This window comes from Paeniglutamicibacter psychrophenolicus, assembly GCF_017876575.1.
In the GTDB taxonomy this organism is placed as follows: domain Bacteria; phylum Actinomycetota; class Actinomycetes; order Actinomycetales; family Micrococcaceae; genus Paeniglutamicibacter; species Paeniglutamicibacter psychrophenolicus.
On sequence record NZ_JAGIOE010000001.1, the window covers coordinates 1,021,265 to 1,033,710 of the forward strand.

Below are 12,446 nucleotides of genomic sequence, written 5' to 3' on the forward strand. Positions count from 1 at the left end.
AAATGGATCAGGCACAACATGTTCTTGTCACCGGAGGATCCGGGAGGCTGGGCCGCAGCGTCGTTAAGGGCCTGCTGGAAGCCGGGCACCGGGTGACCTCGGTGGACCGGCATCCGCCGGAAATCCCGGAGCCTTCAGCGCACTACGTCTCGGTGGATCTGACGGACACCGCGCAAACCCTGGCGGCCTTCGCCGAGGCAAGTCCCGACGCGGTCGTTTCCCTGGCGGCCATTGCCGTGCCCTTCAGTGCCCCCGAGGCGGTGATCCTGAAGACCAACGCGACCATTGCGCACAACGTCACCTCGGCCGCCCTGGAGGTCGGGTGCAGCAAGATCGTCCTGGCCTCCAGCCCGACGGTTATTGGCTACGGGGCCCCGGCCGGTTGGCTGCCTCAGAAGTTCCCCGTGGACGAGAACACGCCAGCCCGGCCCTGGAACGCCTACGGCCTCTCGAAATTCGTGGCCGAACAGGTTGCCTCGATGTTTGCCGCGGCCCGCGGCAACGAAGCCAGGTTCGCCTCCTTCCGCCCCTGCTACGTGATAGCACCAGAGGAATGGGAAGGAGCCCCGACGCAGCAGGGACACACCGTCACCGAAAGACTGGAGAACCCGGATTTGGCGGCACCGTCGCTGTTCAACTACGTCGATGCCCGAGACGTCACCGATTTCCTGCTGTTGTTGCTGGAAAAGATGGATGTCATCGAGAACGGTTCGACCTTCTTCGTGGGGGCCGCCGATGCGCTGGCCGTCGAACCCCTGAGCGAGCTGCTGCCGCGCTACGTCCCCGGGAGCGAGGAGATCGCTTCGGTGCTGGTGGGGAGTTCTCCGGCCTTCAGCATCGAGCGGGCACGCACGGTCCTGGGGTGGGAACCCAAGCGCAGCTGGCGGACCGAGCTGGCCAAGCAGCCGGCCTCCCCGGCCAGGGGCTGATCCGCCACCTCAAACCGCAATGTGTGGCGGCCGTCGGGAAACCGGCGGCCGCCACACCTTTCATTTCTGCCATCGGTGCCTGGGTGATCATCCGCAACCGGAGAAGACACTGGCAAGGCAAAGAACGGAGGGCTCCCGAATTGGGGAGCCCTCCGCTCGATACGTATATATATGTATGCCAGGAATCAGCGTTCCAGGATTGCGGGCCGCTGGCGTCCGGCCACGGTGAGCGTGGGCCAACGTGGATCAACGCTCAGTACCTCGAACCCGGTCTCGGTCAGCAACATGGTGTCCTCCACCTTGACCCCCGGCGCGGACGGGTTCCAGGCGAAGGCCTGTCCGGCAACAACGGTGTCTGTGACACCGGGCACCAGGCGCGGGTCGCGGCCGACATACCCGGTGGGACCTCCCTGGTGGTGGCGTATCCACTCGTCAGTCTCGAAACCGTGCCGCGGGTAGGCGGCCTGGATGACCGGAAGAATCGAAGCCAGGGAGACGCCCGGCCGGGTTGCTTCAAGGATCTCGGCCTCCACCTCCAAGATGGAAGCCTCGGCGCGGAGCTGACCGGCACTCCGGGGAGCAAAGGACACCCAACGGGTGACGTTGGCAATCAACCCCTCGCGCCTGGCGCAGAGCACCGCCATGAACATGTTTCCCACCGGATTCGCCGTGGGCAGCGGGTGCCTGAAGCCCAAACGGTCGGCACCTGCCACCAGCACCACCAGCGGGTCGCTGCCATCGAGCATGAGCCGCGCGGCAAGCCGGGAGGCGATGCCTCGCTCGGTGTCCCGAGGCACGGCCTCGAAGAGCACGTCGCCCAGCGTCCGGGCGGTGTCTGCGCAGAGCTGGCGGTAGCGTTCCTGCTCGAGGGGAAGCAGCGCGGCCCGCGCCGCCCGCAGTTCGAGGGCAACCTCGTCCTCGTCAAGGACCATCGCCAGTCCGAGGTCCGTGGCAGTCCGGCCCGTGTGTGCGGAGAGATTCTCGGCCCAAGGGACTTCGATGGTTTCCAGGCCCACGGGCAGCTCTTCGGCGAAAAGTCGCGCGGCCTCGTTCCCAAAGACCAACAGATGCGCGCCGTTGCGCTGAACCAGCACCTCGGCCACCGGGGCTCCGGCCAGGGACACGTGGGTGCGCGCCCCGCCCAGGAACCAGCCCAGGGCGCCGGGGGACCGCAACACCAGCCCGTCGGCCCCGCGGGCCTCGAGGATGGCGGCCAGCCGGGCGTGCTTGGTGGAGAGCTCGGGGTCGGGAAGCGTGGCGGGGATGCTCAAGCCAGGATCCCGGACTCGGCCAACAGACCGGCGATTTGGGTGCGTCCGAGCCGACCGTCGGCCACCAGCACCCGTACGGAGCGGGAGACCGGGTTCGCGGCGGTGGTGTGAACCGGCTGTTCCCAGGCCAGCGAGCGCCCGATGCCCGGGTAGCCGGCGCAACGCACAAACCAGGGGTCCGCATCCTCGGCGTGGAACACCAGGGTTGCCTCGGCGCCGCCGAAGTCCGCACTGAAGGCCAGCCACGGGGCGATGCTGCCGTGCACCTCGTCTTCGCCGCTGGCATGCTCGGTGAAGATCTCCGCCTCGCCGACGGCGGGCAGGCGCCAGAAGAACCCGCCGTAGCCCCCGGCGATCCGTCCGTTGGAACCGGGGCTGCCGAGGCTGACCGCTTCGGATGCCGCGGGCACCAGGGTGAAGTCGTAGCCCAGTTCCCAGCTTCCCTGCGGCCCGGAGTTGGCGGTGATGGTGCGCCGCTCCTTCAAGATGGTTTGTCCGTCCGGTCCGACCCAGTCGAGGGATTCCTCGCGGCGCGTCTCGTCCCCGGTGGACTCGGTGAGGTTGATCCGGCCGTGGTCCTTGCGCCAGATGTAGCGCCCGGCCTCGCGGGTGTACGTGCGTCCGCCCCAGAAGTTCACGCCGTCCACGTCCTGAATCGCCACTCCGACACCCAGGTGCCAGGTGTGGTCCAGCGGCTGCTGGTCGGTCAGGACGGTCCCGCCCAGGGTCCGCACCGGGTGCAGGAAGGGGCGCGGGGAATTGGTGCCCGACAGCTCGGTGCCCAGGCGCTGGGCTGCCACTTCCTGCCCGGCCACCGACAGCGGCACCCCGGTGGGTGCCGGTGCCGCCCAGGGGGCGCCGAGCGAGGAGAACGTTGCCGGGGACTTGATGCCGCGTTGGGCCAGTTCCTCGATGCCGGGCACGATCACGCGGCGCTGGGGGCCTTCACCGGTGAACCGCAGCAGGGCCGGGTCGATGGGTGCCGGATCCTTGGCGGTGCGCACGGCCTCGAGCACCCGCATGAAGGCGCCGGTCCCCGCCAGCGGGCACAACAGTTCGGTTGCCTCGCCGCGCTGGATCCGGACCAGGTCCGCCAGCAGGTTGGTGCGCCCAAAGGTGTGCACGGTGGTGTCGCCGTCCTGCGGGGTGATGGCGAGTTCGTCGCGGGTGTAGTGGAAGACGGCCTGCCCGTTGGTCCCGGAGATGGTGATGAACGGATCCTGCTGCTCGGATGCGGTGGTGGCCAGCGCGCAGGTGACGGGGATGCCTGCGGCCGTGACGGCACTGACGGTGGAGGTGTCGTCGGCCTCGATGTCGTTTGCATGGAAGAGTTCGGTGGACAGCTCGGCGATGTCGTCGGCGGCGCGTGCCCCGGCAATGTGCAGCGCGGTCATCACTGCGTGGGCCAGCGGGTTCGTGACGACTCCGTCGACGACCTGGACCCCGTCAAGGACGCGCTTGCCTGCCCAGGGGGAGCGTGAGTAGTAGGCGGCGTCGCGGCACCACATGCCGGTGGCGCCCACGGCACGCAACGCGCCAATGGTCCCGGCTTCCAGCAACCGGTCGATGGCGGGCAGCGCGTGGGAACCCAGGGACTGGAATCCGACCTGGATGCGGGTCCCCGCGACCTCGGAGGCCGCCAGGAGTTCCTCGAACTGGGCCAGGGTGGCCGTCGGCGGCTTTTCCAGGAGCAGGTCGGCCCCCATGGTCACCGCGATCATGCCCTGCTCGAAGTGGGTGTCGATCGGCGTGGAGAGGATGACGATGTCCACGGGCTCGCCGGCCGCCGCGGCGTCGGCCAGCGAGCGGTACATGGCCACGGAATTGCCCAGCGGCCGTTCGCCGTCCTGGTGGCGTCGGTCCACGGCGCTGGTCAGCACCACCTGGCCTGTGGCCTCGAGCTCCCGGATGTTGTCCAGGTGGCGCAGGCCGAAACCACGGATACCAACAAGACAGATGCGGGCTGGTGATGCTTTCATGCGGGCTCCTTCAAACGTGGCCACGGTGGCCCCGGCAGTCAATGATGCGGTGGGCACCGGGGCGCTGGCCTCGATGCCCACCACGGGGATTGTTTCCTAGACCAGGGACCCGACGCCCCGCAGGGACGGCAGGACCAGGTCGTTGTAGCGCTGCTTCATGGTTGCCAGCGTCAATGCGGCATCCTGGGCATTGATTTGTTCATTGAAGATCTCGACCTCGACCGGTCCGGTGTATCCGGCCTCGGCGACCCAACGGGAAATCGAGGCAAAATCAACGTATCCGTCGCCCATCATGCCACGTGACTTCAGGGCATCTGCGGCAATCGGAAGGTTGAAGTCGCAGACCTGGTAGCTGGCCAGCCGGCCCTCGGTCCCGGCGCGGGCAATGAGCTCCGCCAGGCGCGGATCCCACCAGACGTGGAAGGTATCGACCACCACGCCGACCGTCGCGGCCGGGTGCCCGGCGGCCATGTCCAGGGCCTGCTCCAGGGTGGAGAGCACCGCGCGGTCCGCGGCATACATGGGATGCAGGGGCTCCAGGACCAGGCGCACATCGTGTTCGGCGGCAAACGGGACGAGCTCGGCAAGCCTGTCGGCAACCCGGGCGCGGGCCCCGGCCACGTCGCGGTCGTTGCGCTCGCCCTCCCCGCCCAGCACGTGGGCGGCGGCGGGCAGGCCGCCGACGACCATGATCAGTTCGCGGGTGCCCAGGGCCGCCGCCTCGCGGATCGCCTGGCGGTTCTCCTGAAGGGCTGCGGCTTGTCCGGCCGGTTCGGCCGCGGTGAGGAAACCTCCGCGGCAGAGCGAGGAGACGGAAAGCCCGGCGGCGGAAACCACCTTGGCCGCCGCCTCGGCGCCGTCGACCAACAGGTGCCGCCAGAGCCCGATATGGCTCAGCCCGGCCTCGGCGGTGTGGCGCACCGCTTCCTCGAGGTTGAGGTTCGGCGTGGTGCCGGTGTTCAGGGACAGTTCGAAGCTCATTTGATTCCTCCGGCAAGCAGTAGGGTGCCCATGCGTCGTGCTGCCTCGTCCGGGTCGTGCAGGAGGCCTGCGGTGTCGGCCAGGGCGAAGGTCTTGGCCAGGTGCGGCAGCGAGCGGCCCGAATGCAGGCCGCCGGCCATCTGGAAGCCGGACTGGTGTCCGTTGAGCCAGGCCAGGAACGCGATCCCGGTCTTGTAGTAGAAGGTGGGGGCGGAGAAGATGTGCCGCCCCAGTTCCTGGGTGGAGGCCAGGATTTCGTATCCGCGCGCTGTGTCCCCGGCGTCGATGGCCTGCAGTGCCGTGGAGGCGGCGGGGTAGATGGCGGCAAAGATGCCCAGCAGGGCATCGGAGTGCCGTTGGCCGTCGCCGCGGATCAGCTCCGGGTAGTTGAAGTCGTCCCCGGTGTAGAGGCGCACGCCCGTCGGCAGGGCTGCACGCAATTGCTTTTCATGCCCGGCATCGAGCAGCGAGACCTTCACCCCGTCGACCTTGTGGGCGTGGGTGCGGATCAGTTCCAGGAAGGTCCCGGTCGCGACCGAGACGTCGCTCGAACCCCAGTAGCCTTCCAGTGCCGGATCGAACATGGTGCCAAGCCAGTGCAGGATGACCGGTTCGGTGGACTGTTCGAGCAGGTGGGAGTAGAGCGTGAGGTAGTCCCCGGCGTTGCGGGCGACCCTTGCCAGGGCCCGGGAGCACATGATGATGGTCTTGGCGCCTGCGGCCTCCACCACCTCGAGCTGCTCGAGGTAGGCGGCTTTGACCGCGGCCAGTCCGGCCTCGCCGGGTTCCAGGGTTGCCGGGTCCAGCTGGTCGGTGCCCACGCCGCAGGAAATCAAGTCCCGCACGGTCTTTCCTTGCAGCGCGGCCGGTGCGTTGCGCACCACGGAAGCGGCCTCGGCCGAAGACTTGGCGATCAACGCCTTCGTGGAGGCCCAGTCCAGGCCCATGCCGCGCTGGGCGGTGTCCATGGCATCGGCAACGCCCAGACCCCAGCTCCACAGTTCGTGGCGGTAGCCCAGGGTGGCCGTCCAGTCCAGGTCGGCCGGTGCCCCGGGGGTGTTCTCCGCGCTCATCAGCGGGATGACGTGGGCCGCGGCGTAGACATTGCGGGAGGAGATGGGCCTTTCCGGCTTGGTCCAGGCCCCCGGTTGGTTCAGGGTGTGTGGGTAACGGATGCCCTCGGGGCCCGGAAGCATCAGGGTGGTGCTGGTTGCCAGGCTCACAGCGCCACCTCCGGGATGTCGATGGTGCGGCGCTCGGCGGCGGAGAGCAGGCCGAGCTCGGCCAGCTGGACGCCGCGGGCGGCCGAGAGCAGGCCGAAGCGGTGCTCGCGCTTGTTGGCGACGTCTTCAAGGAATTCTTCCCACTGGCGCTTGAAGCCGTTGTCCAGCTCGTCGTTGGCCGGGACCTCGAGCCACTGGTCGCGGAAGGACTCGGTGACCGGAAGGTCCGGGTTCCACACTGGCTTGGGGGTGTGGGCGCGCTGCTGGGCCACGCACTTGTTCAACCCGGCGACAGCCGAGCCGTGGGTGCCGTCGATCTGGAATTCCACGAGCTCGTCGCGGTACACGCGCACTGCCCAGGAGGAGTTGATCTGGGCCACGACCGGGTCCCCGTCCGGGGTCTCGAGCTCGAAGATGCCGTAGGCGGCATCGTCGGCGGTGGCCTGGTACTCGTTGTCCTGCTCGTCCCAGCGTGCGGGGATGTGGGTGGCGGTCTTGGAGGTGACCGACTTGACCTTGCCGATGATCCCTTCCAGGACGTAGTTCCAGTGGCAGTACATGTCGGTGGTCATCGAGCCGCCGTCGGCCAGGCGGTAGTTCCAGCTGGGGCGCTGGGCGGATTGCACGTCGCCCTCGAAGACCCAGTAGCCGAATTCCCCGCGCAGCGACAGGATGCGGCCGAAGAATCCCTCGTCGACCAGGCGGCGCAGCTTGACCAGTCCGGGGAGGTAGAGCTTGTCGTGCACGACCCCGGCGGTGATGCCTGCCGTCTTGGCGAGCCGGGCCAGCTCGATGGCCTCCTCGAGGGTCTCGGCGGTGGGCTTTTCGGTGAAGATGTGTTTGCCGGCGTTGATGGCCTTGGTCAGGGTCTCGTTGCGCAGCGAGGTCATGGAGGCGTCGAAGACGATGTCGACGCTCGCGTCGTGGATGATCCCGTCGAGGTCGGTGGTCCAGTGCTCGATCTTGTGGAGGCGGGCCAGTTCCTTGATCTTCTCTTCGTTCCGTCCGACCAGGATGGGTTGGACGGTGATCTTGCGTCCGTCGGCCAAGGTGATGCCACCCTGGTCGCGGATCGGCAGGATGGACCGCAACAGGTGCTGGCGGTAGCCCATGCGACCGGTGATACCGTTCATGGCGATACGAAGGACTTGTGTTTCCGGCATTGCTGGGTCTCCTGAAATCGGGTGTGTATAGCTCGAGAACTGGGTGGGAATGCGCTTTCCAAGATATAGTCGCTTGCATCAAGGTGTCAACTGTCACAATGGCTAGAGGGTTTCGGCGGTGCGCCGAAACGACGAGAAGGTGGTTTTGCAAATGGTCGTACGGCTTGCCGATGTAGCCCAGGCAGCGGGGGTCTCTTCGGCCACCGCGTCGCGGGTGCTGAACGGTTCCGCGAGGGTGCCCGCCGAGGACATCGCCGGGCGGGTCCGTGCGGCGGCCGAGCGGCTGGGCTACTTCCCCAATGCCCAGGCCCAGGCACTGGCGCGCTCCTCGGCCGGACTGGTCGGTTTGATCGTCCACGACATTGCCGACCCCTATTTTTCCTCCATCGCCCACGGTGTCCAGCACGGACTGCGCGGCTCGGGGCTGCGCGTGATGCTCTCGAGCACCGACCGCGACGGGGAGACCGAGCTGGAGGCCGTGAGGGCCTTCATGTCCTACCGCACCGACGGCATCGTGCTGGCCGGCTCGCGCGGGCTGGACGGGGAGGCGGAGCTCGCCGCCGCCCTGGCGATGTACCAAAAAAACGGCGGCAAGGTCGTCGTGGTGGGCCAGCCGCTGCCGGACACCCTGGGCCTGTACGTGGACAACCGCGGAGCGGCAACCAGGCTGGTGCGAGGGCTGGTTGAGCTGGGCCACCGGCGCTTCGTCATCCTGATGGGGGACGCCCAGCTGAAAACCATCGAGGAGCGCAAGGCCGGCTTCCTCGAGGGGCTTGCGGAGGCCGGCATCGAGCCGCTTGCCGTGCTCCTGGGGGTGTTCACCCGGGATGGTGGCCTGGAGACAATGACCCGCCACCTCGAGGAATCCGCGAGTGATCTCGGGCAGGGGCAGATCTGTGTGCTGGCCGCCAATGACGTCATGGCCCTGGGTGCGCTGACGGCGATCCGGAGGGCTGGCCTGCGCGTGCCACAGGATGTCGCCCTGGCCGGATTCGATGACATTTCCACGCTCGAGGACATGGTTCCATCGATCACCACCGTCCACTTGCCGCTGGACGAAATGGGCGAGCGGGCGGGCCGGATGCTGCTCGAGGGCGACGCGGACAGCGGGGACGATGTCCAGGTTGTCGCGGGGGAGCCGGTCTTCCGCGAGAGCACCGTGTTCTGCCCGCGATAGCGCCGGCGCCGGGCCCTCTTCGCCGACCTAGATGATTGCCCTTTGGGTATCGACGCATGCTCAAATGGCAATGTCGATTCGAAGCCCGCCCCCTTGACGGGTGATTCGGCTCACACATACTGTGTTGGAAACCGCTTTCCCAGAGTGGTTGACCAAACCCCACTCCACGAGACATGAGGATTCGACGATGAGATTCACTCGACTGGCCAAATTCGGCGCGATGGCATCAATTGCCGCTCTTGCCCTGACCGGCTGCGGCGGCAGCGGCAGTGCGGCGGGCCCGGACGCCGACGGCAACGTGACGCTTCGGTTCTCCTGGTGGGGTTCGGAATCGCGGTCCGCGGCAACCCAAAAGATCATCGATGCCTTCGAGGCCAAGAACCCCGGCATCAAGGTGCAGGGCGAATACGGCGACTGGGGTGGCTACTGGGACAAGCTGGCAACGCAGGTGGCCTCCAACGACGCCCCGGACGTCATCCAGATGGACGACAAGTACCTGCGGGAGTATGCCGACCGCGGCGCGCTGATGGACCTCGAAGGCATCGATATCTCCAAGTTCGACGAAGCAGCCATTGCCAACGGCACCACCGAGGAAGGCCTCTTCGGCATCACCACGGGCATCAACGCCATGGTCATGACGGCCAACCCCACGCTCTTCAAGGAAGCCGGGCTCGAATTGCCCGATGACAAGACCTGGACCTGGGACGACTACAAGGAAATCGCGGCAACCATCACCGAGAAGACCGACGCGTTCGGGGCCAGCGGACCGAACGAGCCTGCCGGCTTCCAGTTCTGGCTGCGCCAGGACGGCAAGTCGCTGACCACCGCCGAGGGCACGCTCGGCTACGAACCGGCCGATGCGAAGGCCTACTTCGAGATGCTCAAGGGCCTCATGGATGCCAAGGCCATCCCGACCGCCTCCGGCATCGCCGAGGACCAGAGCCCGGGCCCGGACAGGTCGCTGACGGGCACCGGCGGCGCCGCCATGGGCATGTGGTGGACCAACCAGCTGGCAGCACTCTCGGGTGCATCCGGCGAGGAGCTTGTCCCGCTGCGGATGCCAGGACGCAGCGGCCAGGACGGTGGCTCGAACACCTTCTACAAGTCGTCGATGTTCATGTCGGCCACCAAGGCATCCAAGCACCCAGAGGAAGTCAAGAAGTTCATTGACTTCATGGTCAACTCCGAGGAAGCCGGCATGCTGAATCTTGCAGATCGCGGCCTGCCCTCCAACCTCGATGTCCGTGCGGCAGTCATCGACAAGCTCGACGGCGCGGATGCACGTTCCGCCAAGTTCATTGCCGACATCGAAGACGAGGTCGGGGACGCGGAGCCGGTCCCGCCGAGGGGCTTCAGCGGATTGCAGGACATCCTCTACCGCTACGGGCTTGAGGTCTTCTTCGGGCGGCTTGGCCCGGACGAGGCAGCCGAGAAGATGTTCGCCGAAATGCAGACGGAAATCGGCTAGGTTTCGGGCTTTGTGAACATGCAAATGGTGGGGCGTGGCAGGGATGCCGCGTCCCGCCATTTGCATGTGCGCAGGGTTCCGCAGTTCACCGGCAGGATCCAACAATGAGTGAAGGAAGAACACCGTTGACGTTGACAGCTTCGCCCGTGCAGCACGCGCCGGCCGGCACCGCAGCCTGGGTAGCCATCGTTGCCGCCGGGGTGAGCGCCGGACTCCACCTGTGGAAACTGCCTGCCGCCTTGCCGCTGGTCCAGGCAGAGATGGGATTCTCCCTGCTCTTTGCCGGAGTCCTGCTGGGGGTGTTCCAGGGTGCAGGCATCCTGGCCGGGCTCCTGGTCTCCTTCCTCTCTGAGCTCATCGGCCAACGCCGGATACTGGTCGCTGGGTTGCTCTTCCTGGTGGTCGGTTCGGTGCTGGGGGCAGTGTCGACACAAACCGGCGTCTTGCTGGTCTCACGCGTCTTGGAAGGACTGGGGTTCATCCTGCCTGCCGTCGTGGGCCCCGGACTCATCAGGTCCCACGCTCCCGCGGCCTCCCTCAACAGGGCCTTCGGGTGGTGGAGTTCCTTTCAGGGGATTGCCATCCTCACGGGATTGATCGGCAGCGCATTTTTCCTCCAGGTCGCTTCGTGGCAGGCCCTCTGGCTGCTCATGGCGGCCTTGAGCCTGGTCCCCGTGGTGCTGGTTGTGAGGTTTGTCCCGACCGATGTGCACACCGGTTCTCGCCGCGCAGTACCGGGGCTCAAGCGGATCGGTGTCACCGTCCGCTCCGGCCGGGTGTGGATCGCCGGCCTGGTTTTCGCCTGCTACACCGTCCAATGGACGGCCGTGCTGGGGTTCCTTCCCACCATCTACGAACAGGGAGGGGTGGAGGGCGTTGGACCCGGCGTGCTGACGGCGGTGGTTGGCGGAATGAATGCCGTCGGTGCGCTGGCCACCGGAGGCCTGATGCAGCGCGGGGTCCCGGCTCGCATGCTGATCAACCTCGGATTTGGGTTGATGGCGGTCACCGGCGTGCTCACCTTCGCGCTCGATTGGTCGTGGGTTTCCGGCGGCATGTCCTGGCAATTGTTGTGCATCATCTTGTTTTCCTGCGCCGGTGCGCTGGTTCCGACCACCCTGACGCGCATGGCCGTGGAGCTGGTACCCGCGGGCGGCTCGGCATCCGCGACCATGGGGTTGATGCAGCAGATCTTCAACATCGGAAACTTTGCCGGGCCCGTGGCGATTGCCTGGCTTGCCACAGCCACCGGAGGGTGGTCGGCAACGTGGTGGATGACCTCGGGTTTTGCTGCGCTCGGAATTCTGCTGGCCCTGGCCTTGAGTGAGCGCCGGCTGGGTCTGCAGTTGGTCCAGACATAAGGTGCGGTTTCGGCATCTGCGGAAATGCAAGGCGTAGGATCCGCAACGAACAGGCGCTCGCCCATTGCCCAGAAGACTCATCAGGTTTTGAGGCCGGACCTGATGTCCACCAAGGCACGCACTTGGTCTCGGCGGCCACCAATCTTCCGGCGTTGGATCCCCGCCTGCGTGGTGTTTGGTTCAGGCGCTGGCGCCGTAGCGTTGGCGCGCGGCCTCGCCGCTGGTGCCGATCGCCTCGCCGACCTCGCGCCACGACATCCGCTGTTCGCGGGCAGAAAGCACGGCCTCGGCGAGTTCTTGTTCGGCGGTGTCGCGCCGCCAGGCAGCGAGCTTGACGGCCAACACCGGTGGCACCGGAGCGTCCTGGTCACCAGGTTTCGGATCATAGTTTTCGAAGGCGTCGGCGAGCTCGTCGGCGCGGGCCTTGATTTCTTCGATGGAACGTCGAGTCATGATGAATCACCTCAAATATTTGGATCGGGCCGGACGCATGGCATGGGCGATGGCGGTGACACCATGCCATTCGACCACCCCTACCCCGACAAGGGCGCCCGTCTCATCGGGCCCGATGAACATGGTCATCGAGTCATCTTGCACGAAATGCCGGACAGGGAAACGGAGCGCGTGGAGCATTGCCGCGTCCGTGACACCATGCCGGTGAGCACTGTCGAGGATGATCGGCTCAAACTCCATATATACAAGGTTACTTGCCACAAGTAACCTTGCCAAGAGAGTGCGTGTTCGTGGAACACTCCCGGTGCTGTCTCAACCGCGGCGCGCATCGCTCGCCAGCGCCCTATCCATTCTCGAAACGACGGTAGAAACACTTCCGAAGGTTCTCCACCGGCTGGCCCGGTTTCTCCGAGATGTTGTACCGTCGTCGAGGAAGAAATG

General features: G+C 66.5%; 11 protein-coding genes. 4 read left to right on the forward strand and 7 right to left on the reverse strand.

What is annotated here, in order from left to right:
• The first annotated feature begins 2 nt into the window (after positions 1-2).
• Positions 3-929: an NAD-dependent epimerase/dehydratase family protein gene (locus tag JOF46_RS04420; RefSeq protein WP_209906208.1), complete on the forward strand. Its 927-nt coding sequence runs from the start codon at positions 3-5 to the stop codon at positions 927-929.
• 185 nt (positions 930-1,114) lie between these two features.
• Here the strand turns inward: JOF46_RS04420 and JOF46_RS04425 are convergent, their stop codons facing one another.
• The 5 genes from JOF46_RS04425 to JOF46_RS04445 all read right to left on the reverse strand — a co-directional run bounded on the left by JOF46_RS04425 (position 1,115) and on the right by JOF46_RS04445 (position 7,546).
• Positions 1,115-2,200, reverse strand: coding sequence for a M24 family metallopeptidase (locus JOF46_RS04425; protein ID WP_209906209.1), 1,086 nt, complete (start codon positions 2,198-2,200; stop codon positions 1,115-1,117).
• A complete protein-coding gene (locus JOF46_RS04430) occupies positions 2,197-4,179 on the reverse strand; it encodes a DUF6807 family protein (RefSeq protein WP_209906210.1) in 1,983 nt (660 codons plus the stop codon). Before JOF46_RS04430 ends, JOF46_RS04425 begins: the two co-directional genes overlap by 4 nt.
• 96 nt (positions 4,180-4,275) lie before the next feature.
• Complete coding sequence (locus JOF46_RS04435; protein WP_209906211.1) at positions 4,276-5,160, reverse strand: sugar phosphate isomerase/epimerase family protein; 885 nt, start codon at positions 5,158-5,160, stop codon at positions 4,276-4,278.
• A complete protein-coding gene (locus tag JOF46_RS04440; protein ID WP_209911539.1) occupies positions 5,157-6,356 on the reverse strand; it encodes a dihydrodipicolinate synthase family protein in 1,200 nt (399 codons plus the stop codon). The genes JOF46_RS04435 and JOF46_RS04440 overlap by 4 nt, the downstream gene beginning before the upstream one ends.
• Positions 6,357-6,379: 23 nt before the next feature.
• Positions 6,380-7,546 carry a Gfo/Idh/MocA family protein gene (locus JOF46_RS04445; protein WP_209906212.1) on the reverse strand — a complete coding sequence of 389 codons (1,167 nt, stop codon included), beginning with the start codon at positions 7,544-7,546 and terminating at the stop codon, positions 6,380-6,382.
• A 151-nt stretch (positions 7,547-7,697) separates the two neighbouring features.
• On the opposite strand from JOF46_RS04445, the gene JOF46_RS04450 reads away from it, so the two are divergent.
• From JOF46_RS04450 to JOF46_RS04460, 3 genes are all read left to right on the forward strand, one after another.
• Positions 7,698-8,723, forward strand: coding sequence for a LacI family DNA-binding transcriptional regulator (locus tag JOF46_RS04450; RefSeq protein ID WP_209906213.1), 1,026 nt, complete (start codon positions 7,698-7,700; stop codon positions 8,721-8,723).
• Positions 8,724-8,910: 187 nt separating this feature from the next.
• A complete protein-coding gene (locus JOF46_RS04455; protein WP_209906214.1) occupies positions 8,911-10,191 on the forward strand; it encodes an ABC transporter substrate-binding protein in 1,281 nt (426 codons plus the stop codon).
• Between the two features lie 104 nt (positions 10,192-10,295).
• Entirely contained in the window at positions 10,296-11,552 is a 1,257-nt protein-coding gene (locus JOF46_RS04460; protein WP_209906215.1) for an MFS transporter, read from the forward strand.
• Positions 11,553-11,732: 180 nt separating this feature from the next.
• Here JOF46_RS04460 and JOF46_RS04465 read toward each other — a convergent pair whose 3' ends face one another.
• Positions 11,733-12,005: a hypothetical protein gene (locus JOF46_RS04465; RefSeq protein ID WP_209906216.1), complete on the reverse strand. Its 273-nt coding sequence runs from the start codon at positions 12,003-12,005 to the stop codon at positions 11,733-11,735.
• A gap of 6 nt (positions 12,006-12,011) precedes the next feature.
• Positions 12,012-12,245 carry a hypothetical protein gene (locus JOF46_RS04470; protein WP_209906217.1) on the reverse strand — a complete coding sequence of 78 codons (234 nt, stop codon included), beginning with the start codon at positions 12,243-12,245 and terminating at the stop codon, positions 12,012-12,014.
• Positions 12,246-12,446 lie beyond the last annotated feature (201 nt).